Here is a 26,480-nt window from a genome sequence, read left to right as displayed (position 1 = left end):
CTACTTCTCCTCTTCGGTCTGGTGCTGGTGGTGGTTCTGCGCTTCCTGGATCGCCTCAACAGTTGCATCGATGGCATCCGGGGACTCGCCCGCTGACTCATCCATGTCAAAGAAAGGGCGCATGCCCAGTGCGTACTGCATGTCCGAGTTCGAGGTGCCGGCAGCAATCATCGGCCACACCTGGGCATCCTCGCCCACGATGAATTCCACGACCACAGGGCGGTCGTTGATCTCGCGAGCGCGCTCGATCGCGGGCACGACCTCTTCGGCCGTGGTGACGCGAATCGCCTCCGCGCCGAGTGCCTCGCTGAGCTTGACAAAGTCCGGTACGTAGGCGGATTCGCCGCCGAGCTTGGTGTGGGAGTAGGTGCCCTCGTAGAACAGGGTCTGCCACTGGCGCACCATGCCCAAGTTTCCGTTGTTAATCAGCGCGACTTTGAACGGGAAACCCTCCAAGGCGGCGGTGGTGATTTCCTGGTTAGTCATCTGGAAGCAACCGTCGCCATCCACCGCCCAGACTTCCTTGTCTGGGCAACCGGCCTTCGCACCGAGGGCTGCCGGGATGGCGTAGCCCATCGTGCCCAGGCCGCCGGAGTTGAGCCAGTGGCGCGGGCGGTCGAAGTCGATGAACTGCGCGGACCACATCTGGTGCTGGCCAACGCCCGCAACGTAGATCGCCTCCGGGCCCACCACGCGGGACAGCGTCTCAATGACGAACTGCGGGGAGAGGGAGCCGTCCGACTGCTCGTCGTACCCGCGGGGGAAGCGCTCCTTGAGGTCCCCCAGGCGTGCAATCCACGCATCGATCTGCGGCGCGGCGTTTCGCTTGGCATCCCGGAACGCGTCCGTCAACTGTGCAAGCACGCGCTTTGCGTCGCCCACGATCGGCACATCAACAGTGCGGATCTTGCCCACCTCAGCAGGGTCGATATCCGCGTGAATCGTCTTCGCCAGCGGTGCGAAGGAAGCGGTGTCGCCGGTCACGCGATCGTCGAAACGCGTGCCAATGGCGATGAGCAGGTCCGCCTCCTGCAGGGCGCCGACGGCGGGGACGGAGCCGTGCATGCCCGGCATGCCCATGTACAGCGGGTGGTGCTGCGGGAACGCACCCAGCGCCATCAGCGTGGTCACCACCGGGATGCCGGTGAGCTCCGCAAACTCCAGGAGTTCAAGGTGCGCATTCGCCTTCACCACGCCGCCGCCGATGTAAAGGACGGGGCGCTCCGCCTGGGAGATCATCTTCGCTGCCTGGGAGATCTGACGGTTATGCGGCTTCGTGTTCGGCTTGTAGCCCGGCAGGTCCACCTCCGGCGGCCAGACAAAGGCTGCCTCATTAGCCTGGACGTCCTTCGGAATATCCACCAGCACCGGACCCGGGCGGCCCGTGGAAGCGATGTGGAACGCGGCGGCAAGCGCCTTCGGAATGTCCTCCGTGCGCGTCACCATGATGTTGTGCTTGGTAATAGGCATGGTGATGCCGCGGATGTCCGCCTCCTGGAAAGCGTCCGTACCGATCAGCGGAGAGCCGACCTGACCGGTGATTGCCACGATGGGCACCGAGTCCAGATACGCATCCGCGAGTGCGGTGACCAGGTTGGTCGCGCCCGGGCCGGAGGTGGCGATGCACACGCCCACCCTGCCGGAGGCCAGCGCGTAACCTTCGGCGGCGTGGCCAGCGCCCTGCTCGTGGCGAACCAGCACGTGGCGCAGCTTTGTCGCGTGCGCCAACGCGTCATACAGCGGGAGCACCGCGCCGCCCGGCAAGCCGAATACCGTGTCTACGCCGAGCTCTTCAAGGCTGCGCACCGTCGCAGCGGCTCCGGTGATGATGTCGGGCTGATTGGCATCTGCGCCCGAAGGCGCGCCGGGTGCGGCGGCCGCCTGGGGCTTGGCTGTAGTTGCCACGTTACAAATCTCCTTGCGTTGAAGAAGGGTGTACCGCTAGGGGTGCGAACTGAAAAATCCAGATCTCAAAACAAAAGCCCCCGAGTGAGCTGGTGAGCTCTCGAGGGCGCTTGTTCTGACGGCTTGGCAGTAGTGCCTGTCCGTTACGGCAAGCGCCGCATCGGAATTACTACTACTGCAAGTCGCATGCTGATCATGCGCTAGATCATACACATCACACAGCTGCGTGGAAGTAACTCGCCTAGTGTTTTATGCACTATGCCGTTGTCCTACATCTTCCAAGAAGTGTGGCGTTGGTTCGCCGACACCGGAATCAACCTTGTTCTGCTTCTCCTGCTGGCGCTTCTGGTGCCTAGGGCGGGCCGTTTTACCAAGCGCGTCCTGGCGCGGCGCGTGCGCGAGACCTCGGACCCGAACGAGGGGAAAACCCAGCTGGCCGTCACCGGCGTGGGCGTGTATATCCTGCAGCTGATCGCGTATTTCCTGATCTTCATCTTCTTCCTGCAGCAGGTGGGCTTCTCGCTTGCGGGCGCAGCCATCCCCGCCACCGTAGTCTCCGCCGCGGTTGGTTTTGGCGCGCAGAACATCATCGCGGACTTCCTGGCCGGCTTCTTCATCCTCACCGAACGGCAGTACGGCGTGGGCGACAACGTTACGTTCAAGGGCAACGGCCTGGACATCAACGGCGACGTCATCCAAATCACCATGCGCGCCACCCAGATCCGCACGTTGAACCAGGCGACGGTGACCATCCCGAACTCCGCCGCGCGAATCTACATCAACCAATCCAACTACTGGGTGAACGCGTTGGTGGTCATGCCTGTGCCCCTGGAGGGTTCCACCGGGGCCGAGGACGCGATCTCCCGCGCCGAACGCGCCACCCGCCGCGCTCTGGCCCGTCCGGACATCCATCACAACATCACGGGTGAACTGCAAGTGCACCCCGCCGTGGAAGTCAATCCGCCCACCGCCGCCGGTCTGCCGTGGACGGTGGACATGCGCTTCATGGTGCGCGTGGAGCCGCTGAGCCAGTGGATGGTGGAGCGCGCCATCCGCGTTGCCATCCTGGACGAATTCTGGGATGAATACGGCAGCGCCCGGGGGCTTCTCCCGCTTGCCGACGGCACTTCAAACCAGCGCCCAACCCCGTACGACCCCGCCTACCCGCCGACCGAGCGGATGGCACCCGTAGCGGGGCCCGAGACGGGTTCCGGCGCGGCGGATTCGGCGCCAGAAGATTCGGTCTCGGGAAGCTCGTCCGGCGGCGATCCCGCGGCCAGCGAGGACGATCCCGCTGAGACGGATGAGCCGCGCACCGTGTTCAACGGTTTGATGCGGATCAGCACAATGTGGTTGATCGTGGGGTTCACGGTAGCCCTCGTAGTCCGCGGCATGATGCTCGCGCCCGATGCGGACGACGCCGCCAATTCCGGCGTGCTGGCTCCCCCGCCGCGCACAACGGTGGCAACGTCGGAGGTGGGTGAAACGAACGTCGTCACGCAAACGCCCCGGAAGCAGACCCCGACGGTAGCGGAGACCTCCCCCACCCCGGCACCCAGCGCAACGACGGAGCCGAGCTCGAGCGCTACTAGCGCGACAGAGACGGCGACAGAGACGGTGCCGGAAACGAGCCGGGAGGCAGGGGCCGCCGTCCGGAGCCAGAACCCGTAACCCCGGGTACTAGCATGGAGCGCATGAGCGACGCGTCTACGGTTTTCCGCCCATCGAAAGAGCATGTCATCGCGATTGTGCTGATGACCGGCATCGCGCTCATCGGTATCGCCTGGGCCCCGCTCGTGCTCGGCTGGTTGCTTATCTTCCCGATTCTCGCGCTGGTGTGGGTATACAAGGCCACCACCACCGTCGGCGAAGACGGGGTGTCCATGCACTACGTGTTCCGCAAGGACGCGTCCGTGACATGGGAGGACCTAGCGGGCGTGAGCTTCCGCGGGTCCAAGGCACTCGCTACCACCAAGAATGGGACTGAGTACCCGATGCCGGGCGTGACGTTCAACTCGCTGCCCGAACTGGCTGAAGCATCCCGCGGGCGGATCACCGACGTGATCACCCAGGCTGAAGAAGCGGCGGACGGCAAGTACGAGATTATTGATAAGGAAGGCCGCGGCGTACTGCTCTCCCGCGAGGAGTACGACGAATATTTGCAGGCGCACCCGGATACCCCGGGCCCCCGCCCATCCAAGCCCACTGAAGGAGACAACCTGTGATCCCGCTTCGTTCCCGCGTCACCACCGTCGGCCGCCAGGCGGCAGGCGCCCGCGCACTGTGGCGGGCAACCGGCACCGAAGAAAAAGAGTTTGGCAAGCCGATTGTGGCCATTGTGAACTCCTACACCCAGTTCGTTCCCGGCCACGTGCACCTCAAGGAAGTGGGCGACATTGTTGCTGCCGCGGTGCGCGCGGCAGGTGGCGTGCCCAAGGAATTCAACACCATCGCTGTGGACGACGGCATTGCCATGGGTCACTCCGGCATGCTCTACTCCCTGCCCAGCCGCGAGATTATCGCGGACTCCGTGGAGTACATGTGCAACGCCCACACGGTGGATGCGATGGTGTGCATCTCCAACTGCGACAAGATCACCCCGGGCATGCTCAACGCGGCGATGCGCCTGAACATCCCGGCCGTGTTCGTCTCCGGCGGCCCGATGGAGGCCGGAAAGGCAATCAACGCCGGCGGTGTGGTCAAGCCGAAGTCCGACCTCATCGACGCGATCGCCCTTTCCGCGAATGATGCCGTGAGCGATGCCGAGCTTGACGATATTGCCAACCACGCATGCCCTACCTGCGGGTCCTGCTCCGGCATGTTCACCGCGAACTCTATGAACTGCCTCACCGAGGCTTTGGGCCTTTCCCTGCCGGGTAACGGCACGACGCTTGCCACCCACACCGCCCGTCGTGCGCTGTTCGAACAGGCTGGCACGAGGGTTGTGGAGCTGTGCGAGCGCTACTACGGCCAGGGCGACGAGGCTGTGCTCCCCCGCTCCATCGCCACCACAGAGGCATTCCAGAACGCGATGGCGTTGGATATGGCCATGGGCGGCTCCACCAACACCATCCTGCACATCCTGGCAGCTGCCCAGGAAGGCGAGGTGGACTTCGACCTCACCGACATCGACGAGCTTTCCCACCGCATCCCCTGCCTGTCCAAGGTGGCACCGAACGGCGAGGCCCACGTGGAGGACGTGCACCGCGCCGGCGGCATCCCCGCCATCTTGGGCGAGCTGCACCGCGGCGGCCTGCTGAACACCGGAGTGCACACGGTGGCGTACGACTCCTTGGACCAATGGCTGAGCGATTGGGACATCCGCGGCGGCAGCGCGTTGGACGAGGCAATTGAGCTCTTCCACGCCGCTCCGGGCGGTTTGCGGACGACGGAAGCATTTTCCCAGTCCGCCCGCTGGGAGTCCTTGGATACTGATGCTGCGAACGGCGTGATCCACGACGTTGAGCACCCAATCACGTCTGATGGCGGCTTGGTTGTCCTGCGCGGCAACCTCGCCCCGGACGGCGCAATCTTGAAGACCGCCGGTGTGGAAGAGGGGCTGTGGGAATTCTCCGGCCCCGCCCGCGTGGTGGATTCCCAGGAACAGGCAGTGTCCATGATCCTCGCCCGCGAGGTGCTGGAGGGCGAGGTTGTAGTGATCCGCTACGAAGGCCCCTCCGGCGGCCCGGGCATGCAGGAGATGCTGCACCCGACGTCCTTCCTCAAGGGCGCTGGCTTGGGTAAGAAGTGTGCCTTGATCACGGACGGCCGCTTCTCCGGCGGCACCTCCGGCCTCTCCATCGGCCACATCTCCCCTGAGGCTGCGCACGGCGGGCTGATTGGCCTAGTGCAAAACGGCGACACCATTTCCATCTCCGTGTCCAACCGCTCGCTGACGCTGGATGTGGATGAAGAGGTATTGGCTCAGCGCCGCGCCGAGATGGAGGCGTCCGAGAACCCATGGACACCGAACCGCGTCCGCGAAGTGTCCAAGGCGCTGCGCGCGTACGCCAAGATGGCGACGTCCGCGGACAAGGGTGCCGTCCGCCAGGTGGACTAAAGCGCCAGGGCTGAAAGCACCAGGGCCTCCAGCTAGGTAGTTCCTAGTTGGAGGCCCTGAACAGTGGCGCTGAGAAGATCGGTTGCTATACCAGTGGCGCGACCGGGTTGATGCCGGTGCCGAACCACCACACCACACCGGCAATGGCCAGGCCAACCACCAGCCAAATCCAGGAGGACGCAAGCGGGCGGCGCGCCCAGCTGCGGCCGCCGTCCACGCCGTAGAGGCCCGGGCCGGTGAACTGCAGCACGACGGCGATGGCGAAGAGCAGTACCGGCAGCCAGATGCCCGGGTTCCAGGTGAGCACATTCCACCCGATGCCGGAGGCGACAATGGCGTGCAGCGCCATAAACGCCGTCACTGCGACGGCAACTGCGGCTGCGACTGGGGTGAGCAAGCCGAGCACCAGGAAGACACCCGCCGCCAGCTGCAGCGTAGGCACCATAATGGCGAGGCCGTTGGCGTACGGGTAGGCCGCGAATGCGGTTTCCAAGCCAGCGATGCCGTCAGAGCCGCCGAAGCGGAAGAACGTGGTCAGCGCAGCAAGAATCAGGTATCCACCGAATGCCAGGCGGAGCAGAAGCAACCCGAGGTCGATGGTGCCACGCTTGGCTGCGGCAGTGTCCGCCGCCGGCTCGCTGACCACAGCAACCTCTTCGTAGGTTGGCTCAGCCGGTGCGATGTATTCCGGCTCAGCCGGCGGAATATACATCGGCTCACGGTCAAGCGCCACCGTCTCGCTCGTGGCAGCAGGCGTTGCCGCAAAGCTTGAGGTGTCCACACGGTCCTCAAAATTCACTGCTGTGGAGCCGCCAGTGGAAAGGACCTCGGTAGGTTCATTCACCCCAGCGCCGGACTGGGCCCCAGTCGGGGGCTGGTACGTGGGAACGTCAAATGCGTCAAAATCATCAGGGCGAGCGTCGCGCGTATTTCGTGCCATGCCTAGCAATCTATGCGAGTCTCGCGCTGCCTGCGTGGAAGGCTTTCGGCGCGCCCGTGGAGAAGTGCGCCAAGCTGAAGGTGTTCGGCCGGATTAGGACCCCAAAACCTGCAGTGCCTCACCGTCAAGGCGCATGGTGGACCAATCCCCCATGTCGTTGGCGCCGATCGAGGTGTAGAACCCGATCGACGGGGTGTTCCACTTCAGCACGGACCATTCCACCCGGCGGTAATCGTTTGCTACCGCAATCCTGGCCAACTCCTTCAGCAGCGCGGTGCCCAGACCCTTCCCGCGGGCTTCCTCGCGCACATAGAGGTCTTCGAGCCAGATGCCGTGACGGCCCTGCCAAGTGGAGTAGTTGAGAAACCACAAGGCCATGCCCTCAATGCGGCCGTCCACAACCGCAACATGAGCGAATACCTTCGGGTTGTCCGCAAAGAGGTGCTGACGCACGTCTTCCTCCGTAGAGGTGACATCCTGGGGTTGCTTCTCGTACTCGGCGAGCTCGTTGATCATACGGAAGATCTCGGGCACATCGGCTTCGGTCGCCGGGCGGATTGTCGTCATAGGTGGAAAGAATAGTGCTACAGGTCGTGGGATACAGTTTCACCCATGGAGCGCTTTCATTGGCTTGATGAGCATGATGCGGACGTGTGGGTGACCCTCTGGGATTTCATCACCTGGGTGCCGTCCCACCTGGATGAGTACCTGAAGCACACCGAAAAGATGGCACTCGTTGACTACCTGACCATGCTCGCCATCGCTCAGTCCGAGAATCGCCGCACCACCATGTCGCGCCTAGCCAACGCAACGCGGATGTCCCCGTCCCGGCTCTCCCATGTCATGGACCGGCTAGAAGAACGCGGGCTGACTGAAAGGTCCCGCAGCACAGAGGACAGGCGCTCCACCTACGCCTCGCTTACCCCCGAGGGTGTGGAGTTCATGGTGCGCGCCACCCCGAATCTGATTAACCGTCTGCGTACATCAATCTTTGAGGCTGTCACCACCGAAGAAGCCGATCAGCTCAAGGCAATCATGGGCAAGATCCTCGCGGGCGCGAAATAGTTCGAAAACCCTTTTCTGCCCCCACCGCGACCGTCCCCGGGGCGAGTCCTTCACCGCAAAGTGTTACCATCGGGCCCGTTTGAGACATCAACGTACGGGAAGGACCGCATCCGCATGAGCAAAACACTGAAGGTGGCGCTCGCCCTCGTTGGCCTCACGGTCGGCGCGGGCTTCGCTTCCGGCCAAGAAGTTCTCCAATACTTCCTCTCCTTCGGATACTGGGGTATCGTCGGCGCCGCCGTCGCTGGCCTTGTCATCGCAATTTTCAGCGGCTGGGTCTACCAGCTGGGTTCCTACTACCTGGCAGATGACCACAGTGCCGTGTTCAAGAGCGTGTCCCGCCCGTGGGTGGCGCGCTACATGGACGTTGCGACCATGTTCACGCTGTTCTGCATCGGCTTCGTCATGGTGGCTGGCGCCGGCTCGAACCTAGAGCAGCAGTTTGGTACGGCCACGTGGGTCGGCTCCGCGATCATGACTGTACTGTTGCTGCTTTCCGGTTTCCTGGACATTGACAAGCTGACTAACGTCATTTCCTTCATCACCCCACTGCTCATCATCTGCGTCCTCGGGGCGTTTGTGATCACGCTGATGAACATGCCGGAAACTTTCGAGGGCATCAACGAGCTCGCACAGACCAACCCCAGCGCATCGGGCACGTTCAACAACTGGCTCATTACCGCGCTGAACTACGCCACCCTGGTCCTTATCATGGACACCTCCATGATGCTGGTGTTTGCCGGCTCCCACATGAACCCGTCCCAGGCCGGCCGCGGCGGCCTGCTCGGCGGCATCATGTTCTCGGTGCTGCTGCTGATCCTGGTGTTCATCCTGTTCACCAACATGGAGCACGTTATCGGCGCGGACTTCCCGCTGCTCATGGTCTTTGACAACATGCACCCGACAATCGGCACCGCCGTCTCCATTGTCATCTACCTGATGATCTACAACACCGCGGTGGGCATGTTCTACGCGCTCGGTCGCCGCCTGAGCCACGACAAGGCGAACAAGTTCCGCCCGTACTACTTCGCCGTCGTCCTCGTAGGCTTCGCGCTGTCCTTCATCGGCTTCGCTGACCTAGTCGGCTGGGTCTACCCGGTGCTGGGTTACCTGGGCGTCATCCTCGCTGTGGTCATGGGTGTCGCGTGGTACCGCGACCGCCACAACATCAAGGACGAGACCGAGCGCCGTGAGCGCCTCGCAGAGCTCGCCGAGACGCAGCTCGACCCGGCTACGGGCGACCTGACTAAGTCGGAGCGCATCGAGGTCGAAGAGCTGGTCTCGGATTCCCACGTAGCAGACCAGGATCTTTGGCAGTCCGTGCAGGAAGAGGTCGCAGCTGACCTCCACGCGGATTCCTCCAGCGACTTCAACTTGAAGGATGTCCCCGCGCTCGATCCGGAGGCGAAGGAGTACGACGGCGCACCGGATACTTCCGGCGATGCAATCCACTGGCAGGCGTACGACGAGATGTACCGAACCGGTGAATTCCCTGCGGTTCAGCCGGACCAGGCACAGCCGAAGCAGTAGGGCTTTCGCCCCTCGGCCCAGCCGGCCGAGCCAGCCGGCTGAGAAACACCAGCGCCCCGGGAACCTATCCAAGGTTCCCGGGGCGCTGCTGGCTTCTTGCAGCTTACTGCGCCAGCTTCTGGGCGATGAGTTTGTTCACCTGGCCCGGGTCAGCCTTGCCCTGCGTGGCCTTCATCACGGCGCCCACAATCGCGCCGGTGACCTTGGTGTTGCCGGCGCGGTACTTCTCCACAATGTCGGGGTTGGCGGCCAGCGCTTCGTCGACGGCGCGTTCAATTGCGCCGTCGTCACGCACGACCTCGAGCCCGCGGGAGGCAACGACCTCGTCGACGGTGCCCTCGCCCGCGATGACACCGTCGATGGCCTGGCGGCCGAGCTTGGTGGTCAGCTTGCCTTCCTTGACCAGCTCAACGACGCGGGCGACGTCAGCCGGAGCAACGCCCAGCGCGTCGAGGTCCTTGCCCAGCTCATTGGCCTTGCCGTTGATGTAGCTCACCCACCACGCGCGGGCTTCGTCCGGGGTGGTGCCGGCTTCCACGGTGTCCACGATGAGGTCCAGCGCGCCTGCGTTGACCAGATCGCGGAACTCCTTCTCCGGCAGCTGCCACTCCTCCTGGATGCGCGCGCGGCGGACCCACGGCAGCTCCGGCAGGGTTGCGCGGATTTCCTCGACCCACTCCGGCTTGGCAATCACCGGCGGCAGGTCAGGGTCGTTGAAATAGCGGTAGTCGGAGGCCTCTTCTTTCGGGCGACCCTTGGAGGTGGTGCCGTCCTTCTCCTGGTAGTGGCGGGTCTCCTGGACAATTTCCTCGCCGTTCTCCAGCGCGGCGGCCTGGCGCTGCATCTCAAAACGCACGGCCTGCTCGACGGACTTCAGGGAGTTGATGTTCTTCGTCTCGGTGCGGGTGCCAAACTTCTCCTGGCCGATCGGGCGCAGGGACACGTTCGCGTCGCAGCGCATGGAGCCCTGGTCCATGCGGGCGTCGGACACGCCGAGAGCCTTCACCAGCTCGCGCAGCGCGCCAACGTACGCCTTGGCAACCTCGGGTGCGCGCTCGCCAGCGCCGATGATCGGCTTGGTCACAATCTCAATCAACGGAATACCCGCGCGGTTGCAGTCCACCAGGGAGGCGGTTGCGCCAGTGATGCGGCCGGATGCGGAGCCGAGGTGGGTCAGCTTGCCGGTGTCCTCTTCCATGTGCGCGCGCTCAATCTCCACACGCCACTCGGTGCCGTCCTCCAGCACCACGTCCAAGTACCCGTCGTACGCAATCGGCTCGTCGTACTGCGAGATCTGGTAGTTCTTCGGCTGGTCAGGGTAGAAGTAGTTCTTGCGCGCAAAGCGGGAGGACTCGGCGATCTTGCAGTTCAGCGCCAAACCGATCTTGATGGCCCACTCCACACCCTTAGCGTTAACCACCGGCAGCGCACCAGGCAGGCCGAGCGACACCGGGTCGATGTTGGAGTTCGGCTCCGCACCGAAGTGCGCGGAGGAAGTGGAGAACATCTTGGTCTCCGTGGCTAGCTCGACGTGCACCTCAAGACCCATCACGGGGTCGTACTTTTCCAGTACCTCGTCGTAATCCATCAGGTCGTACGCAGTCATGCTGGCCAGTCTACTTCCCCGCCGAACGCGCCCGCGCTACAGCTCGCCGCGCCGCGCTACCCACACGTACGCCGCAATCTTCTCGCGGCCCACAGCGAGGGCGTTGCCTATCGACGGCCCGTTACCCGCGTGAATCGTCCCCCACAGCGTGTCTCCCGGTTGGGCCGGCAATTCGTCGCACAGCAACTGCATGACCGCCGGGGCGAGGCCTTTCCCGCGAGCGTGATCGTCCAGCAGAAACTCGTACACCTGGAACCCACGCATACCCTTCGCATCGTCGCGTGCCGCGGCGATGATGCCTGCACGCTGACCGTCGACCTCCACCGCGCGCAGCGCGCCAGTTTCCGCGCAGCGCTCCAGCTGCTCCCGGGTCGCCGCCTCCGTCCATTCGTTGACGTCGGGATTGCTCTTGACCACGTTCGCCAGCACCTCGTCCGCGTACTCCGCAATCTTCTTAGGCTCCGCCGGGGTCAGACGCACCCGGTCTTGCTGCGGGCGCCGGGGACGCTCGCGCAACTCCGACACCAACCCGGCAATAATCCACTGATCCACATCCATATCCGCGGGTGCGTCCGCGTCAACCGGCAGGTCAAAACGGATCGCCAGCGGGCCGAATGCGGCGTACTCCCGATGCAGCTCCTCCGCGTATGTGTCCAAACCTCCGAGCTCCGGCGGCACCGATGTCGCAGCCACGTGCACAAACGGCTTCTTCGGATCCAAACCGAGGAAGCGGATGCCGCACACGCACCAGTTTCCGTCCTTGAACTCCACGCGCCGGTTTGCCCACGCCACCGCGTCCGGTACGACTGGCCCACCGAGCTCTGTCAGCAGATCACGGAACTCGGATCCGAATTCCTCGCTGCCTACGTGCTCCGCCTGCGGCCGCATCTCTTCCGTGGCCAGTACACGCCGCTCCTCCGGCCCGTACCACTCGCGCAGCCTGTCCGGCATCCACGCCTCGTACGCCTGCGCCATCTCATTCACCACGTCATTCGTTGCCATGCGTGCAAATCTAGCGCCCCCTTCCCCGCCGCCGCGGATACGGTGGGGGCACATGCTTGACGACGAAAGGTTCCACCCCAATGCTCAACCCCGAAACCACCAAGGCACTCATCCGCCTCGGCCTCGACGAGGACTTTGCCCACGGCCCGGACGCCACAACGGTTGCCACCATTGACGAAGATGCGCAGCTCACCGCCAATTTTGTACCACGCAAACCAGGTGTCGTCGCTGGGTTGGAGGTGATTGCGTGGACGATGCACGAGGTCTCAGAAGACATCCAAGTAACAGTCCAAGCAGCTGACGGTGATCGCGTGGAGCCGGGCGACATCCTCGCCACCGTCAGCGGCCCCGCCCGCGACATCCTGAGCGCAGAGCGCACGGCGCTGAACTTGCTCACCTACGCCAGTGGCATTGCCACTCAGACGTACCGCTGGACAGAGGCGCTTGCCGGCACCAACGCGCGGGTGCGCGATTCCCGCAAGACCCTGCCCGGCTACCGCGATCTTGCGAAGTTCGCCGTGCGCTGCGGCGGGGGCGTAAACCACCGCATGAGTTTGGGGGATCAGGTGTTGATCAAGGACAACCACGTGGCTTCCGTCGGCAGCATTGCAGAGGCGTACCGCCGTACCGTGGAGCAGTTCCCCGACATCCCCCGCGAGGTTGAGGTTGATGACTTAGCGCAGCTGCGGGCGGTGCTGGAGTTCTCCCCGGAACTCGTCATGCTGGACAACTTCTCGCCGGAGCTCACCCGCGAGGGCGTGGCGCTTCGCGACGAGCTCTCCCCCACCACCCGCCTAGAGTCCTCCGGCGGGCTCACCCTCGACGTGGCCCGCGCGTACGCGGAGACCGGTGTGGACTTCCTAGCCGTGGGCGGGCTCACCCACTCAGTCAACATCTTGGACATCGGCCTCGACGCCGTCGACTAGCGCTAGCGAGCCCGGTGGGAAGGCGGCTAGCGGGAGAGACGAGCCTCGAGCCCAGTCTTCACCTCGGGCCACTCCGTATCCAGGATCGAGTACACGCACGTGTCGCGCACGAGGCCGCTGGCCAGGATTTTGTGTCGGCGCAGCACACCGTCGAGCTTCGCTCCGAGTTTCTCGATTGCGCGCCGGGACTGCTGGTTCATGTAGTGCGTCCGAATCTCCACGCGCAAACAGCCGAGCTCTTCGAAGGCCCGGGTGAGCAGGAGGAGTTTCGCCGCCGGGTTGATGCTCGAGCCCTGGTGCTGGGCACCAACCCAGGTCGAGCCGATCTCCAGATTTCGGTTCTTCGAGTCGAGGTGCAAGTAGGTGGTCACGCCCACGGCGCGTCCGTCTGGGGCAACAATTGCCCATGCAACTCGGTCCTCCTCGGCGAGGAGGCGATCAATGTAGCCGGGCATCTCTCCCGCGGTGGGGACGTGGTCCTGGTACCACAGCGTGTGCAGGTCTCCCACCGCCTGGGCCAGATCTGGAGCGTGGTCCGGCGCGATCGGCTCCAACCGCACCCACTGGTTTGCTAATGAGGGGGCGGCAAAAAATTCGCTGCTCATCGCCTACGCAACCGTACCGGCTGCGGTGTTTCGGGTCCGCTGGTCCCTGGCGCGGAAGAACATCGCCAGCACCGCGCCGGAGAGGTTGTGCCAGACGGAGAACACGGCGGCGGGCAGCGCCGCCAGCGGGGTGAAGTGGGCCGCGGCCAAGGTGGCAGCCATACCGGAGTTCTGCATACCCACCTCCACGGCCATTGTGCGCGACGCAGTCTCCGGCTGACCGGTGAGCTTGCCCGCGAAGTAGCCGAGCACGTAGCCAAAGACGTTGTGCAGCATGACGGCGAAGAGGACGATCAGGCCAGCCTGCACAAGCTTGTCGCGGGAGCCGAACACCACGTTGGCAACGATCATGGAGATCGCGATCACGGAGATCCACGGCAACGCAGGCAGGATTGCCTCGACGAACTTCGGGGCGAACACGTTGATCAAGATGCCGAGGGTGACCGGGACGAGCACCATCTTCACGATGGAGATGGCCATCGCGCCCGCGCTCACCTCCATCTGCTGGCCGGCGAGCCACAGGGTAAGCAGCGGGGTCATGATCGGGGCGAGCAGCGTGGACACAGCCGTCATGGTCACGGACAAGGCGACGTCGCCGCGGGCCAGGTAGCTGACGACGTTCGAAGAAGTGCCGCCCGGAGCGCAGCCGACCAGGATGACACCGACTGCGAGCTCCGGCGGCAGGCGCAGAATCCACGTGATCAGCAGCGCCAGCAGCGGCATGATGACGAACTGGGCGATGACACCGATGAGCACGGGCAGCGGGCGCTTAGCAATAAGCGCGAAATCGCTGGCTTTCAGTGTCAGGCCCATGCCGAACATGACGATGCCGAGCAGCCAGGTGGTCCACCCGGAGATCGGCTCGATCACCGCGGGGGCGAAGTAGCCGAGCAAGCCGCCGATGATGACAAGGATTGGGAAACCGAGCGTGGCGACGAACGCCGAGCGGTCCTGTGCAGTTTGCGTATTATCCACGCCGGGGCATATTACACGGCATTTTGGGTGAGCGCGTCATAGGCTTCGCGGTAGCTTTGTGCGAGCGACGCCACGGTTTCGTGCGCGTTCAACCCCGAGGGATTGCCCACCACCCACACCCGGGTTGACCCGATCGGTTCTTGGGGGCCACGGGCTGCCCGCGGCCGTCGAAAAGCAGTCCTGTAGGCCCCAATACCTGCAACCATGAGCCCAGCGGGTTGGAAGTGCCGCACCTTGCCCAACAGCGCCTCGCCGCCGGCGCGCAGCTCGTCGTTGCTCAGCTCGCTCGCGCGGGGCGTGAACCGGTCCACGATGTTGGTGAAGCCGATGCCGGCAGCAGCGAGCATCGCCTCATCCTCCGGCGACAAACCCTCGGCGGCGTTAACCAGGTACGGCGTGATGCCGGCCTGGTGGAGGGCCGGCCAGAATCGGTTGCCGGGGTGCGCGAAGGGTGCGTCGACGGCCTCGGAGCGGGCGCCGGGGTTGATGCCCACGATCCACACCGCGGCGTCGGCCAAGTTGCGGTCGTGCACTTAGCCGAACATGCTGCGCGCGGTCTTGTACCTGGCCTCCGGCACCTGCTTGAGGTGGGCGACGGCGGATTCCAGCGGAACCAGGTCGATGTCCTCGCCGTGCAGCGCCACGCAGGTGTCAAAGTTGCCCTCGTGCGCCGCGCGGGCAGCGTGGACGCCGTAGCGGGTGGCTAGCACGCGGTCATACGCAGTCGGGGTGCCGCCGCGCTGGATGTGGCCGAGGACGGTCGTGCGGACGTCGTACCCAGTGCGCGCCTTGATCTCGTTGGCGATGATCTGGCCCATGCCGGTGAAGGTTTTGTGCCCGAACTCGTCCTCCTCACCCAGGCCGGCATCCATCGTTCCTTCCTTGGGCACTGCACCTTCGGCGACGACGATGATGCCGTACTTCTCGCCCATCTGGAAACGGCGCTCCATAGCTTTGCAGATGTCCGCGATGTCGAACGGCTCCTCCGGGATCACGGTGTAGTGCGCGCCGCCCGCCATGCCCGCGTGGAGCGCGATCCAGCCCACGTGGCGTCCCATCACTTCGACGATAAGGATGCGGTTGTGCGATTCCGCGGTGGTGTGCAGGCGGTCAATCGCATCGGTGGCTACAGACACAGCGGTATCGAAACCGAAGGTGTAGTCCGTCGCCGCAACGTCATTGTCAATGGTCTTCGGCACACCGACGACTGGGATGCCGTTGTCAGAGAGCCACTTCGCCCCCTTGAGCGTGCCCTCGCCGCCGATGGCAATGAGCGCGTCAATCCCAGCGTCGTGCAAATTCGCCTTGATCTGGTCGATGCCAGCCTTGAACTTGTCCGGATGTAGGCGGCCCGTGCCCAAGATGGTGCCGCCGCGCAGCAGGATCGAGTCAATGTACGCATCGTCATAGAGATCGACGCGGCGATCCTCCATCAGGCCGACCCAGCCGTCGAGGTAACCGACAACGGTCGATCCGTATTCTGCATTCGCCGTCCGGACAATACCGCGGATAACGGCATTCAGGCCCGGGCAGTCACCGCCGGAAGTCAACGTGGCAAGTCGCATAACTGCCAGCCTAGCGCTTGACCCCGACACTCGCCCGAGACGGCAGCAGCGCCGCGGACACAGCGCCGAGCACCATCGCCGCCGCGGGCACGACAACTGCAATCGGAGCAGTGGTTGCTACCTCGCCAGCTGCTAGCACCGCACCTGTTGCGGCCACCCCGAGGACGCTGCCAACCTGCCGGGCGGTGTTGTACAGCCCGGATGCGGCACCTGCGTCCGCGTCCGGGATGCCACCCAAGGTGAGCGCCGCGTTGGGCGCCCAGACGAAGGCGCTGCCCAGTCCGATAATGGCCGTCGCTCCGGCAAACCACCACGGACCCATGCCCAGAAACATCATGCCGGCGACTAAGCCAAGACCAGCCGCCTGGAGCACAAACCCGGCGACGCAGAGTGCTCGCGGGTCCCCGCTGTCGGTGAGCCTGCCGGCCACGGGCGTAGCAATCATGGCGACAACGCTCATCGGCACCGTGACCATCCCCGCACGCGAAGGCGTGGCGCCCGCGACAGTTTGCAACCAGTACATGAGCGGAATGAACATGCTGGCCACCGTGAAACCCATCGCAGTCACGCCGAACGTCCCCAGGGCGAACGTCCTGTTGCGCAGCAGCGCCAGCGGCAGGAAGCCCCGGTCGGTGCCGTTGCGGGCGGCAAGCACTAAGACCGCAAGGCCGATCGCGCCGATGAGGATGCCGGACCAGCTGCCGAACTGGATGCCGTGCACCAGCGCGCCGAGTGAGCCAAAGGACAGCGCCATGCCGATGACCGGCACGTTTGCAGTGCCTCGCCCACGCTGGGGCACCCAGGCCGCTGCCGCCACCAGCGACACCGCGCACAGGAACGCCTGGACAAAGAACCCAGCGCGCCAGCCAGCGCTGCCCACGATGGCGCCACCCAGCACCGGCCCCAACAAAGACGCGGCGGAGCCCACTACACCCCAGACGGCGAAGGCGCGGCCGTGCAAGCGATCGTCGAAAAGCTGGGGAATGAGCGCAAACGCCTGCGGGAGGAAGAGCGCGACTCCCGTGCCCTGGACGGCGCGGGCGACAACCAGGGAGCCGAATGACCATGATGCGCCAGCCAGGAGGAGGCCAAAAGCAGCGAGGCCGAGGCCGAGGAGGAAGAGACGGCGTTGACCGTACGCATCACCCAGTCGTCCTGCCGCGGGCATGGGTGCTACGGAACAGAGCAGGAAGATGCTGGTCAGCCAGACCGGGCTGTTGACCTCATATGGCAACAGCGGGGTGACCACGGGCATGAAGCCTTGGTCGAAGAGGACACAAAAATACCCCGCAGCAAGCGCCGCGAGGGTATTCCAGGGGTTGGCCTTAGCCTTGGCCACGTCCGGCCTCGAATGCGGCACCCACGCGGTAAATCCGATCGTCCTCGAACGCCGGGGCGATGAGCTGCAGGCCAACCGGCAGCCCGGTGTCCGGCGCCTTACCTGCCGGCACGGACATGCCGGGCAGGCCAGCCAGGTTCAGCGGCAGGGTGAACAGGTCGAAGTTGTACATCGCCAGCGGATCGTCCACCTTCTCCCCCAGCTTGAACGCGGTGGACGGGACGGCCGGGCCGGCAATGACATCGACCTGCTCGAAGGCGCGGGCGAAGTCCTGCGCGATGAGGGTGCGCACGCGCTGCGCCTGGAGGTAGTACGCGTCGTAGTAGCCGACGGAGAGCGCGTAGGTTCCCAGGATGATGCGGCGCTTCACCTCGGCACCGAAGCCCTCGCCGCGGGTAATCGCCATGACCTCCTCGGCGCTGTGCGTGCCGTCGTCGCCCGCGCGCAGGCCGTAACGCATGCCGTCGAAGCGCGCGAGGTTCGAGCTCACCTCAGACATCTGGATGATGTAGTAGGCGCCCATCACATCGTCGAAGCTCGGGCAATCCACCTCAACGATGGTTGCGCCCTGGCGCTCAAACTGAGCAAACGCTGCGTCGATGACTTCCTTCACGCCGTCCTGCGTACCAGGGCGCTCGAACTGCTTGATGCGGCCGATCTTCACACCGCTCAAATCGCCCTTCGCACCCTCCCGAGCGGCGTCGGCAAGCGCGGGCACAGGCTTATCGACGCTCGTAGCATCAAACTCATCATGCCCCGCGATGACCTCGTGGAGCAGCGCGGTATCCAGCACCGTGTTGGCGCACGGACCGACCTGGTCCAGGGAGGACGCGCAGGCGATGACGCCGTAGCGGGACACGCCGCCGTAGGTCGGCTTCACGCCGACGGTGCCGGTGAGCGATGCGGGCTGGCGGATCGAGCCGCCGGTGTCCGTACCGATGCCCAGCGGGGCCTGGCCGGCAGCCAGCGCCGCCGCGGTGCCGCCGCCGGAACCACCCGGCACGCGTTCCAGGTCGTGCGGGTTCTTCGTCTTCTTGTACGCGGAGTTCTCGGTGGAGGAACCCATCGCGAACTCGTCCAAGTTGGTCTTGCCCAGGATCGGGATGCCGGCCTCGCGCAGACGCTTAACGACGGTCGCGTCATACGGGCTCATGTACCCCTCCAGCATCTTCGACGCGGCGGTCGTCGGCGCGTCGGTGGTGACCAGGAGGTCCTTCAGCGCCAGCGGCACGCCGGCAAGTGCCGATGCCGGCGCCTCCCCGGCCTTGACCTGCGCGTCCACAGCGTCGGCAGCGGCGAGAGCTTCCTCGGCGCCGACGTGCAGGAACGCGCCGAGCTCACCGTCGGTCTCGGCGATGCGGTCCAGGAACGCCTGGGTGACCTCGCGGGAGGTGACCTCACCAGCCTGGATCATGCGGGCGAGCTCGTGCGCCGGCTTGGACACCAGGCCTTCAGTTGGCAGCGTGTACTCGGTCACTTACTCTCCACCCTCTCCAAGAATCTGCGGGACCACAAAGCGATCTTCCTCAACCGCCGGGGCTTGGTCGAGCGCCTGCTCCTGCGTCAGGGTGTCGCGCTTGACGTCCTCGCGCATCCCCGCCTCGATGGAGTGCGGGTGGCTCATCGGCGTCACACCCTCGGTATCGACCTGCTGCACCTTCGACACCGCATCAATAATAGTGTCCAGCTGCTGGGCGATGTTGTCGAGCTCGTCCTCATTCAGCGCGATGCGCGCCAGCCGGGCGATGCGCGACACCTCGTCGCGTGAAATCTCAGCCAATGTGATTCCAATCTCCTCGCATGGTTTGTGGCAACGGCTCTATATTACGGCACGGCTCCGGCGGCAGCTTCGAGCCCTGGGGCGGAGACGGATGTTATAAAAGGAGCCATGTCGTACCTGATCCGCGTGTCCCTCCCGGACGTTCCCGGCAGCCTCGGCGAGTTGGCCGAAGCGTTTGGGTTGGTCGGCGCGAACATCCAATCCGTCGACATCGTGCAAACCACCCCGGACGGCAGCCAGGTCACCGATGACATTGTGGTTGCCCTGCCCACCGGCACGATGATTGACACTGTTGTCACCGCCGCAGCCTCCATCGAAGGGGTGGAGGTTGATTCCATCCGCCCGTTCACGGGCCGGGTGGACCGCCGCGGCCAGGTGAAGATGCTGGCGCGCGTTGCGGCGCAGGCCAACAACCGCGAAAACGCCCTGGAAGAGCTGGTGGCAATGATGCCCCGCACCATGACATCTTCCTGGGCAGTCATCCTCCGCAACACGGCGGAGGGCATGGTGCGTGTCGCCTCCTCCCCTGCCGCGCCTGGCGACGACGGCTCGAAACCTCCCCGGCTGGAACTCGCTGGCCCGCGCGTACTTGATCCGGAGACCGAGGAATGGGTGCCCGAGGCCTGGGGCCTGTTGGACACCGCCCTGTGCTCCGCTCCCCTGCCCGGCACCGACCTCGTGCTGGTGGTCGGCCGCGTTGGTGGCCCGGATTACCTGGCCTCCGAGGTCACGCACATCGGCGATCTGGGCGCGATTATCGGCGCGATGCTGAGCTAGGGGTTGCCCAGTTCAGCTACAGCCGCCCCGGCTACTGCAGCGCCTCTGGGCCGCCGCTGAGAAGCGCCTTGAACTGCTCCTCGTTGAGGATGGGGCGGCCGAGTTCCTCCGCCTTCGCTGCCTTGGAGCCGGCGTTCTCCCCCACCACCACGTAGTCGGTTTTCTTGGAGACGCTGCCCGCCGCCTTGCCGCCGCGGGAGAGGATCGCCTCCTTGACCTCCTCGCGCGTGAAGTCCTCGAGCGTGCCGGTGACCACGACGGTCAGGCCGTCGAGGGTCTGCGGAAGGTCCTCGCCCGCCTCATCCTCCATGCGCACGCCTGCGGCGGCCCACTTGCGCACGATCTCCTGGTGCCAATCAACCTCGAACCAGTCCTTGAATGATTCGGCGATGATCGTGCCCACGCCGTCGGTGTCGGCGAGGTCCTCCAAACTGGCGTCGACAAGCGCCTGCATGCTCCCGAAACGAGCCGCAAGGGCGCGTGCCGCCGTCGGTCCCACGTGCCTGATGGAAAGGGCGACGAGGACGCGCCAGAGTTCTTTCTCCTTGGCGGATTCCAGGTTGGCAAGCAGCTTCTTGCCGGCGGCGTTGACCTGGCCGTCCTTTCGGGTGTAGGCCTGGGATTTTTGCAGGTCATCCTCGGTGAGGTCGAAGAGGCAGCCCTCGTCCTCGAGCACGCCGGAGGCGATGAGGTCGCGCGCGCCCTTCTCGCCCAACGCTTCGATGTCGAAGGCGCCGCGGGAGGCGAGGTACTCCAGGCGCGCGCCGAGCTGCGCCGGGCACGAGCGGGTGTTGGGGCAGCGCCAGTCCGCGTCCCCCTCCTTGGCGGGGGCGAGCTCGGTGCCGCACACCGGGCAGTCCTTGGGGAAGACGAACTCACGCTCGGTGCCGTCGCGCAAATCCGCCACCGGGCCGAGGACCTCGGGGATGATCTCGCCCGCCTTGCGGATGACCACCGTGTCGCCGATCAGCACGCCCTTGCGCTTGACCTCGTGCTGGTTGTGCAGGGTGGCCATGGAGACGGTGGAGCCGGAGACGAACACCGGCTCCAGCACTGCGAACGGGGTGGCGCGGCCGGTGCGGCCGATGGAGACAGCGATGTCGTTGAGCTTGGTGGTCACCTCCTCCGGCGGGTACTTGTAGGCCACCGCCCAACGCGGGGCGCGCGAGGTGGCGCCCAGCTCCCGCTGGGCGGCGATGCTGTCCACCTTGATCACCAGGCCGTCCATCTCGTGGATTGCGTCGTGTCGGTGGTCGGCCCAGTAGGCGACGGCTTCCTGCACCTCCGCGGCGGTCTCCGCCCGGCGCGTGTACTCGGAGACGGGAAAGCCCCACGCGGCCAGGGCCTCGTATGCCTCGTGCTGCGTTTCCGGTTCGAAGCCCTCGCGGGCGCCGATGCCGTGGCAGATCATGCGCAGCTTGCGCTTTTTCACGTCCTCCGGGTTCTTTTGACGCAGGCCGCCGGCGGCCGTGTTGCGGGGGTTGGCGAAGGGCTTGCCGCCTTCGGCGATACGTTGCTCGTTGAGCTCCGGGAAGTCCTCGGGGCGGATGAATACTTCGCCGCGGACTTCGACCAGCGGTGGGTAGTTGCCCTCGAGCTTGTGCGGGATGTCCGGGATCACCTTGGCGTTAGCGGTGATGTCCTCGCCCACGCGGCCGTCGCCGCGGGTGGCGGCGCGGGTGAGCTGGCCGTTTTCATAGATCAGGTCGATGGAAAGCCCGTCGATCTTCAGCTCGGTGAGGTACGGGCCCGGGGTTTTGTCCAGCCACTCCTGCATCTCCTCTTCAGAGAAGACGTTGTCCAGGCTCATCATCCGCTCGAGGTGGGTGACGTCCGCGAATGCGTCGCTGACCGGTGCGCCGACCTCCATCGTCGGCGACTCCGGCACAGCGAATTCGGGGTGCGCCTCTTCGAACTCCTGCAGGCGGCGGAAGAGCTCGTCGAACTCCGCGTCCGAGATGACGGGCTGCCCGTTGTAGTAGAGGTCCCGGTGGCGGCGCACCTCTTCCGCCAGCTCGTCCCATTGGCGGTGGAGGTCCTGGAGTTCTTCGCTCATGGGGAGCAAGTGTAGGGGCCTACTTAAGCAAAGAGCGCGAACACCCGAGAGGTGATGCTCGGCGCACCCTGGATGTTGGCGGGGCCGACGACGATCACGGCGCCGGTCGCGGGCACCTGGTCCAGGTTGTTCATCACCTCAACCTGGTAAATGTCCTGCTCTAGGATGTACAGCTCGCCGTAGAGGAAGCCCTTTTCTGCCGCTGTCACGCCGGCATCCGTATCCAGCGTTTCGTGGCCTACCGCGGCCACCTTGCGCTCCTCCACGAGGAACTTCAGAGCATCGAGAGACCAGCCGGGGGTGTGCTGCACCCCGTTTTCGTCGTGGTTCACAAACGCGGCGGGGTCATCCCAGCGGGAGTGCCAGCCGCTGGAGAACGCGACGAAGCTGCCTTCCGGAATTTCGCCGTGCTCCGCTTCGAATGCCTGGATAGCCTCCACGGTCACCTCATAGTCCGGGTTGCTCTCCACCTCGCTCTCCAGGTGCAGGACAAACAGGGGAAGGATGAGTTCGTCGGCTCCGATGGCGTCGACAAGCCTCTTGCCCTCGGCGAAGTGCCCGGGTGCGTCGATATGCGTGCCGTATGGGGTGGCAAAGGTGTATTCCTTGGCCCAGAAGCGGTGCTCCGCGATGGTGTTCACGGTGCGTTCCCGCATCGGCTCGAACGCCGGGAAACGGGGAATCTCCGCATGAACCTGGTGGGTGAGGTCCACACGCTGCGCGCCGAGGACCGTCTGCTGGAAGCTGTTCAACGTAGTCATACGTCTGACCATCCGCCAGCGCCGGCGGGCCGGGCAACCTTTGTATTCACCGGGGGCGGGCTCTTGCGCGGTGGATAGAATGGTGCGCATGGCTACCGCAGTAGGCTTCGATGCCTCACGCATGCTCTCGTTCGACCTCGAGACCACCTCCGCAAACCCGCGCGAGGCACGCATTGTCACGAGTGCGCTCGTGCGTATCGACGGTAGAGAGGTCCACGCCACCGAGACCATGGCGGACCCGGGGGTTGAGATCCCGGCTGAGGCAGCTGCGGTGCACGGGATTTCTACGGAGCGGGCTCGCGCCGAGGGGCGTCCACACGAGGAAGTGCTGCGGGAAACGGTGCAGGCAATTAAGGCTGCCTGGGACGACGGCCTGACCCTGATCGTGTTCAACGCGCCGTACGATCTGACGGTGCTGCGCCAGCTCACCGGTGATTTCACCGTGACTGGGCCGGTGTATGACCCGCTGTTGATTGACCGCGCGAAGGACCGCTACCGCAAGGGGTCGCGCCGCCTGGGCGACATGTGCGAGGTGTACGGCGTGCGGATTGATACCGCCCACGAGGCCACATCTGATGCCATGGCCGCCGCCCGCATCGCGTGGAAGCAGGTGCGCCAGTGGCCTGAGCTGACGCAGATGGATACCGGCGCGCTGATGGAGTTTCAGGCCGTCGAGCACTACAAACTGCAGGAGGACCGACGCCGCTACCTCGAAGGCCGCGGCAAGGATGCGTCCAACTGCTCCCCCAGCTGGCCGATGATTGGGTAGCGTCGGGCGTCAGCGGATCCCCTCCGCCATCTCGCGGGCGGCGCGGTAGCTCGTGGCGGTCTCGGCCAGGGTTGTGCCAGCCGTCGCGTATACATCGAGCGCACACTCCGCCGGGTCGAGCTGCAGCTCGTCGAACAGGCGCAGAAACGTGGCACGCGGCATGGCTGGGAACGCCACGCGGGATCCGCGGTCGAGCAAACGCGCGAGCTGATCTAGGTGCTGGTTGTCCGGGTGCTTGGCGGTCTGCCAGGGAACGTCGATAAGCAAAGGTGCGTTGAGCAGCGCCTCGAACGGTGCAAGCCGCTCCTCCGGCTCCGGGAAAGCGGGGATGGTTTCGAACTCCGTGGTGCCGGGCAGGGTGCCGCGCATGATGTCGGCCAGGCGCGGCTCGTCCAGCTGGAGCACGGTCGGGGCAAGACGCTTTTCGACGCTCCTTCGATGCGCCGCAACCGCCTCCACCAGCGCCTCAGTGATATCGCGGAGCGCGCCGGGGTCTGTGATCATGCGGTGGCCGTTGGCCATTTCGATCTCCGCTGCAAGCGTCCACGGGCCGACCAGCTGGGTTTTTACCTGCGTGGTTTTGCCCGCCCAGAGTTCCTCGAGGATGTCCAGGTCTCTCTCCAAGCGGTCCGTGTACATCGCGCGAGTGGACGGGCGGGGTGCGACGCGCCAGCCGCGCGGGCCCCGGTCGATCGGGATATCCAGCAGCGCCGCCGTGCGACCGACGGCATCCGAGCCGACCCCGCGTGCCGGAAGCTGTGGGATGTGCGGCAGCGGGGTCTCAGAGAGGATGATGTCCGCCGCTTCCTCGAAGTCCGCGGGCGTGGTGCCGGGGACCGGTCCGAGGCCGAACGCGAGCGGGGTGTGGCCGGTTGTTGGGGTGCGGCCGGTTGGTGGGGTGCGGCCGGGGGCTGGGGTGTGGGGTGCTGACACGGTTCGGATTCTACCGGTTGTGGTTTACGTTTCGCTTAAACACAATATGAGCGATCCGCCAGACTATGGACGCCCATTACCTTTGCCGGTCCGAGCGTTTTGTTACCCTTTTGTTACACATTTGTGATTGCGTTAGTGTCGGTTCTCCGAATAGGGTGGTCTTCAAACGCAGGAAGGGAGGTGGAACCATGAGCATCACGCAGCTTGTCGACGACGCACTGGCAGCAATGCGCGCGCTCGCAGACGCCATGGACGACCCCTCCAACCTGCATTTCGACGAGATACATGAGGATCTTGAAAGGTTTGAGAGCGTCACATCCCTCAAAGCTGCTACCGATGTGAGTTTTGCGTTTATCTGCGACAGAGACGGTGCAGGCAGACATGTCGGTGCCACCTACCCGAACGAATATCTGAAGCGAAAGCTGGGCCTGTCCAAGGCCGAGGCAGCCAGCCGGCTTAGCCGCGCACGGGACATGTACGGCCCGGAACCCGTTCCGGAGCCGGAGTCCGAGCCGGATGACCCCGCCACGCCGGGCGAGGAAACCACTGATCCGAACGAGGAAACGCCGTCTCAAGAGAAGTCGGACGAGGATCCGCAACCCACTAGCAAGGCGAAGACCCGTCGCAAGTCCCGGTCGGTGAGCGAGGAGAAGCAGCGCATCATCAACCGCGCGCTCGTTGACCTCACCGATCGCGCAGCGTGCGAGCGCCACCGCATTGTCGGCGAAGCTATGGCGTACGCGATTGATCACGCCCCCGAGGATGTCCGCCGCTTCACCGAGCGCCTGGTCAAGCAGGCGAATGCCGCGCACGCACCGATCGACCCCAACGCGACGTGGGACGCGCGGAGCATGAGCCAGCTGCGCGAGCGTTACGACGGCACCTTCGAGGGCACCGTCATCTTGCCGCCGGGCGACGCCGCACTTTGGGCCGCGCTGACCGAGTCGGGCAACGCGCCCGGCATCAACTTCGACGGTCCCTCCCAGGAGGATTCCCGCACCCCCAACCAGCGTCGTTATGACCAACTGCGCGCCATCTTGCAGTCGTACGAGAATGCACGGCAGTCCCAGCACCGCGGCGCGGCTTCGGTAGTCCTGTCTATCACGATGGACGACCTCGAAGATGCCACCTCCGACACCGCGTTTCCGACGAATACCGGCATCGACCTCACGGCTACCGACATTCTTCGTCTGGGGCTGAACGGTACGGACTTCATCGTCCAGTTCGACCGTGTGACCAACCTGCCGCTTTCCATGGGCAAGACCCGGCTTGCCACCGTTGCGCAAAGGATAGCGTTGCTGGCGATGCAGGGAGTGTGCGCGTGGACCGGGTGTTCCAAGCCATTCACCCAGGCAGAGATCCACCACATCATCCCCTACATCGAGGGCGGACCAACCGACATCGACAACCTCATCGGGTTATGTCGCCAACACCACGGCCATAACAACGACAGAAGGGATGGATCGGACGGCAGGCACCATGTGGACCGAGATCCCGAAAGCAATCGCGTCGGCGTCGTGGCACCGGACGGATCAATTGAATTCAACGATTCTCTGGGTACGCATGATTCGGCGGGCCACAAGCTACGGCAGCGCGCCGCGACTCGCCAACGCCCCGCGCCGACCGAGCCCGATCCACCGCTCTTTCCCGCACCGCCACCACCCGCGGCGCGTGGTCAGCATCCCCATGGCCCGAACACCCGGCACCCCGCGCATGTAGGCGGACAACCTGCATCTGCAGGGACCCCCTACTTTGACGACGAACCAATACCCGAACGCCCACCCGGATGGCCGTTCTAGCAGACGACCCGCAGCACCGGGCGCAGACGTGCCTTGGTTACGCGGTGCTGTGCTGCGCCGTGCTGCGTTGAATGGTGCCGTGGATCG

At 64.8% G+C, this 26,480-nt stretch carries 24 protein-coding genes; 9 read left to right on the top strand and 15 right to left on the bottom strand.

Translation table 11 applies throughout. The annotated features are described in order from the left end of the window. Positions 1-1,905 carry an acetolactate synthase large subunit gene (locus JZY91_RS04560; protein ID WP_234948764.1) on the bottom strand — a complete coding sequence of 635 codons (1,905 nt, stop codon included), beginning with the start codon at positions 1,903-1,905 and terminating at the stop codon, positions 1-3. Between the two features lie 258 nt (positions 1,906-2,163). On the opposite strand from JZY91_RS04560, the gene JZY91_RS04555 reads away from it, so the two are divergent. From JZY91_RS04555 to ilvD, 3 genes are read left to right on the top strand one after another with little or no spacing between them, the layout of a single operon-like run. Beyond that, positions 2,164-3,576 (top strand): mechanosensitive ion channel family protein, encoded by a 1,413-nt coding sequence (locus JZY91_RS04555; protein WP_234948763.1) that lies wholly within the window; start codon positions 2,164-2,166, stop codon positions 3,574-3,576. 23 nt (positions 3,577-3,599) lie between these two features. Beyond that, positions 3,600-4,130: a PH domain-containing protein gene (locus JZY91_RS04550; RefSeq protein ID WP_234948762.1), complete on the top strand. Its 531-nt coding sequence runs from the start codon at positions 3,600-3,602 to the stop codon at positions 4,128-4,130. Then, a complete protein-coding gene (gene ilvD / locus JZY91_RS04545; RefSeq protein ID WP_234948761.1) occupies positions 4,127-5,965 on the top strand; it encodes a dihydroxy-acid dehydratase in 1,839 nt (612 codons plus the stop codon). The genes JZY91_RS04550 and ilvD overlap by 4 nt, the downstream gene beginning before the upstream one ends. A gap of 85 nt (positions 5,966-6,050) precedes the next feature. On the opposite strand, the gene JZY91_RS04540 is transcribed toward ilvD, so the two are convergent. Both JZY91_RS04540 and JZY91_RS04535 read right to left on the bottom strand, forming a co-directional pair. Next, positions 6,051-6,905, bottom strand: coding sequence for a DoxX family protein (locus tag JZY91_RS04540; RefSeq protein WP_234948760.1), 855 nt, complete (start codon positions 6,903-6,905; stop codon positions 6,051-6,053). A 93-nt stretch (positions 6,906-6,998) separates the two neighbouring features. Beyond that, positions 6,999-7,472 carry a GNAT family N-acetyltransferase gene (locus JZY91_RS04535; protein ID WP_234948759.1) on the bottom strand — a complete coding sequence of 158 codons (474 nt, stop codon included), beginning with the start codon at positions 7,470-7,472 and terminating at the stop codon, positions 6,999-7,001. A gap of 45 nt (positions 7,473-7,517) precedes the next feature. Between JZY91_RS04535 and JZY91_RS04530 the strand changes: the two genes are divergently transcribed. After that, positions 7,518-7,970: a MarR family winged helix-turn-helix transcriptional regulator gene (locus JZY91_RS04530; protein WP_234948758.1), complete on the top strand. Its 453-nt coding sequence runs from the start codon at positions 7,518-7,520 to the stop codon at positions 7,968-7,970. A gap of 114 nt (positions 7,971-8,084) precedes the next feature. Next, positions 8,085-9,500, top strand: coding sequence for a hypothetical protein (locus tag JZY91_RS04525; RefSeq protein WP_234948757.1), 1,416 nt, complete (start codon positions 8,085-8,087; stop codon positions 9,498-9,500). 103 nt (positions 9,501-9,603) lie between these two features. Here JZY91_RS04525 and gatB read toward each other — a convergent pair whose 3' ends face one another. Further along, positions 9,604-11,106, bottom strand: a complete 1,503-nt coding sequence (gatB, locus tag JZY91_RS04520; protein ID WP_234948756.1) for an Asp-tRNA(Asn)/Glu-tRNA(Gln) amidotransferase subunit GatB — start codon at positions 11,104-11,106, stop codon at positions 9,604-9,606. Positions 11,107-11,142: 36 nt separating this feature from the next. Next, on the bottom strand, positions 11,143-12,108 hold the full coding sequence (locus JZY91_RS04515; protein ID WP_234948755.1) for a GNAT family N-acetyltransferase: 966 nt from the start codon (positions 12,106-12,108) through the stop codon (positions 11,143-11,145). A gap of 80 nt (positions 12,109-12,188) precedes the next feature. On the opposite strand from JZY91_RS04515, the gene nadC reads away from it, so the two are divergent. Further along, the gene (nadC, locus tag JZY91_RS04510; RefSeq protein ID WP_234948754.1) at positions 12,189-13,034 is read left to right on the top strand and encodes a carboxylating nicotinate-nucleotide diphosphorylase; all 846 of its coding nucleotides are present in this window, start codon (positions 12,189-12,191) and stop codon (positions 13,032-13,034) included. A 26-nt stretch (positions 13,035-13,060) separates the two neighbouring features. On the opposite strand, the gene JZY91_RS04505 is transcribed toward nadC, so the two are convergent. From JZY91_RS04505 to gatC, 7 genes are all read right to left on the bottom strand, one after another. Next, positions 13,061-13,639, bottom strand: coding sequence for a GNAT family N-acetyltransferase (locus tag JZY91_RS04505; RefSeq protein ID WP_234948753.1), 579 nt, complete (start codon positions 13,637-13,639; stop codon positions 13,061-13,063). A gap of 3 nt (positions 13,640-13,642) precedes the next feature. Next, the gene (locus JZY91_RS04500) at positions 13,643-14,614 is read right to left on the bottom strand and encodes a bile acid:sodium symporter family protein (protein WP_234948752.1); all 972 of its coding nucleotides are present in this window, start codon (positions 14,612-14,614) and stop codon (positions 13,643-13,645) included. 11 nt (positions 14,615-14,625) lie between these two features. Continuing rightward, positions 14,626-15,147: a mismatch-specific DNA-glycosylase gene (locus JZY91_RS04495; RefSeq protein WP_234948751.1), complete on the bottom strand. Its 522-nt coding sequence runs from the start codon at positions 15,145-15,147 to the stop codon at positions 14,626-14,628. After that, complete coding sequence (locus tag JZY91_RS04490) at positions 15,148-16,179, bottom strand: ATP-dependent 6-phosphofructokinase (protein WP_234948750.1); 1,032 nt, start codon at positions 16,177-16,179, stop codon at positions 15,148-15,150. A gap of 10 nt (positions 16,180-16,189) precedes the next feature. After that, positions 16,190-17,518, bottom strand: coding sequence for an MFS transporter (locus JZY91_RS04485; RefSeq protein WP_234948749.1), 1,329 nt, complete (start codon positions 17,516-17,518; stop codon positions 16,190-16,192). After that, positions 17,505-18,932, bottom strand: coding sequence for an Asp-tRNA(Asn)/Glu-tRNA(Gln) amidotransferase subunit GatA (gatA, locus tag JZY91_RS04480; protein WP_234949053.1), 1,428 nt, complete (start codon positions 18,930-18,932; stop codon positions 17,505-17,507). The genes JZY91_RS04485 and gatA overlap by 14 nt, the downstream gene beginning before the upstream one ends. Positions 18,933-18,995: 63 nt before the next feature. Continuing rightward, the gene (gene gatC / locus JZY91_RS04475) at positions 18,996-19,298 is read right to left on the bottom strand and encodes an Asp-tRNA(Asn)/Glu-tRNA(Gln) amidotransferase subunit GatC (protein WP_234948748.1); all 303 of its coding nucleotides are present in this window, start codon (positions 19,296-19,298) and stop codon (positions 18,996-18,998) included. A 108-nt stretch (positions 19,299-19,406) separates the two neighbouring features. Between gatC and JZY91_RS04470 the strand changes: the two genes are divergently transcribed. After that, a complete protein-coding gene (locus JZY91_RS04470; protein WP_234948747.1) occupies positions 19,407-20,075 on the top strand; it encodes an amino acid-binding ACT domain protein in 669 nt (222 codons plus the stop codon). Between the two features lie 31 nt (positions 20,076-20,106). On the opposite strand, the gene ligA is transcribed toward JZY91_RS04470, so the two are convergent. Together ligA and JZY91_RS04460 are read right to left on the bottom strand one after the other, a co-directional pair. Further along, on the bottom strand, positions 20,107-22,131 hold the full coding sequence (ligA, locus tag JZY91_RS04465; protein ID WP_234948746.1) for an NAD-dependent DNA ligase LigA: 2,025 nt from the start codon (positions 22,129-22,131) through the stop codon (positions 20,107-20,109). A gap of 23 nt (positions 22,132-22,154) precedes the next feature. Next, a complete protein-coding gene (locus JZY91_RS04460; protein WP_234948745.1) occupies positions 22,155-22,892 on the bottom strand; it encodes a cyclase family protein in 738 nt (245 codons plus the stop codon). A gap of 88 nt (positions 22,893-22,980) precedes the next feature. Here JZY91_RS04460 and JZY91_RS04455 point away from each other — a divergent pair, with 88 nt between their 5' ends. Next, on the top strand, positions 22,981-23,661 hold the full coding sequence (locus tag JZY91_RS04455; RefSeq protein WP_234948744.1) for a 3'-5' exonuclease: 681 nt from the start codon (positions 22,981-22,983) through the stop codon (positions 23,659-23,661). A 9-nt stretch (positions 23,662-23,670) separates the two neighbouring features. Here the strand turns inward: JZY91_RS04455 and JZY91_RS04450 are convergent, their stop codons facing one another. Next, entirely contained in the window at positions 23,671-24,594 is a 924-nt protein-coding gene (locus JZY91_RS04450; RefSeq protein ID WP_234948743.1) for a methionine synthase, read from the bottom strand. A gap of 188 nt (positions 24,595-24,782) precedes the next feature. On the opposite strand from JZY91_RS04450, the gene JZY91_RS04445 reads away from it, so the two are divergent. Beyond that, a complete protein-coding gene (locus JZY91_RS04445; RefSeq protein ID WP_234948742.1) occupies positions 24,783-26,393 on the top strand; it encodes an HNH endonuclease signature motif containing protein in 1,611 nt (536 codons plus the stop codon). Positions 26,394-26,480: the final 87 nt, after the last annotated feature.

It is taken from the genome of Corynebacterium sp. CNCTC7651, from assembly GCF_021496665.1.
GTDB lineage: Bacteria > Actinomycetota > Actinomycetes > Mycobacteriales > Mycobacteriaceae > Corynebacterium.
Note: the sequence above shows the minus strand (reverse complement) of the source record. Positions and strands in the feature narration are given on the sequence as shown.

Bases quoted from the DNA above. Each gene is read 5' to 3' on its own strand.
- JZY91_RS04555 (WP_234948763.1), top strand. From the start codon at position 2,164: ATGCCGTTGTCCTACATCTTCCAAGAAGTGTGGCGTTGGTTCGCCGAC.
- JZY91_RS04550 (WP_234948762.1), top strand. From the start codon at position 3,600: ATGAGCGACGCGTCTACGGTTTTCCGCCCATCGAAAGAGCATGTCATC.
- JZY91_RS04540 (WP_234948760.1), bottom strand. From the start codon at position 6,905: ATGGCACGAAATACGCGCGACGCTCGCCCTGATGATTTTGACGCATTT.
- JZY91_RS04535 (WP_234948759.1), bottom strand. From the start codon at position 7,472: ATGACGACAATCCGCCCGGCGACCGAAGCCGATGTGCCCGAGATCTTC.
- JZY91_RS04530 (WP_234948758.1), top strand. From the start codon at position 7,518: ATGGAGCGCTTTCATTGGCTTGATGAGCATGATGCGGACGTGTGGGTG.
- JZY91_RS04525 (WP_234948757.1), top strand. From the start codon at position 8,085: ATGAGCAAAACACTGAAGGTGGCGCTCGCCCTCGTTGGCCTCACGGTC.
- gatB (WP_234948756.1), bottom strand. From the start codon at position 11,106: ATGACTGCGTACGACCTGATGGATTACGACGAGGTACTGGAAAAGTAC.
- JZY91_RS04515 (WP_234948755.1), bottom strand. From the start codon at position 12,108: ATGGCAACGAATGACGTGGTGAATGAGATGGCGCAGGCGTACGAGGCG.
- nadC (WP_234948754.1), top strand. From the start codon at position 12,189: ATGCTCAACCCCGAAACCACCAAGGCACTCATCCGCCTCGGCCTCGAC.
- JZY91_RS04505 (WP_234948753.1), bottom strand. From the start codon at position 13,639: ATGAGCAGCGAATTTTTTGCCGCCCCCTCATTAGCAAACCAGTGGGTG.
- JZY91_RS04490 (WP_234948750.1), bottom strand. From the start codon at position 16,179: ATGCGACTTGCCACGTTGACTTCCGGCGGTGACTGCCCGGGCCTGAAT.
- gatA (WP_234949053.1), bottom strand. From the start codon at position 18,932: ATGATCCAGGCTGGTGAGGTCACCTCCCGCGAGGTCACCCAGGCGTTC.
- JZY91_RS04470 (WP_234948747.1), top strand. From the start codon at position 19,407: ATGTCGTACCTGATCCGCGTGTCCCTCCCGGACGTTCCCGGCAGCCTC.
- ligA (WP_234948746.1), bottom strand. From the start codon at position 22,131: ATGAGCGAAGAACTCCAGGACCTCCACCGCCAATGGGACGAGCTGGCG.
- JZY91_RS04460 (WP_234948745.1), bottom strand. From the start codon at position 22,892: ATGACTACGTTGAACAGCTTCCAGCAGACGGTCCTCGGCGCGCAGCGT.
- JZY91_RS04455 (WP_234948744.1), top strand. From the start codon at position 22,981: ATGGCTACCGCAGTAGGCTTCGATGCCTCACGCATGCTCTCGTTCGAC.
- JZY91_RS04445 (WP_234948742.1), top strand. From the start codon at position 24,783: ATGAGCATCACGCAGCTTGTCGACGACGCACTGGCAGCAATGCGCGCG.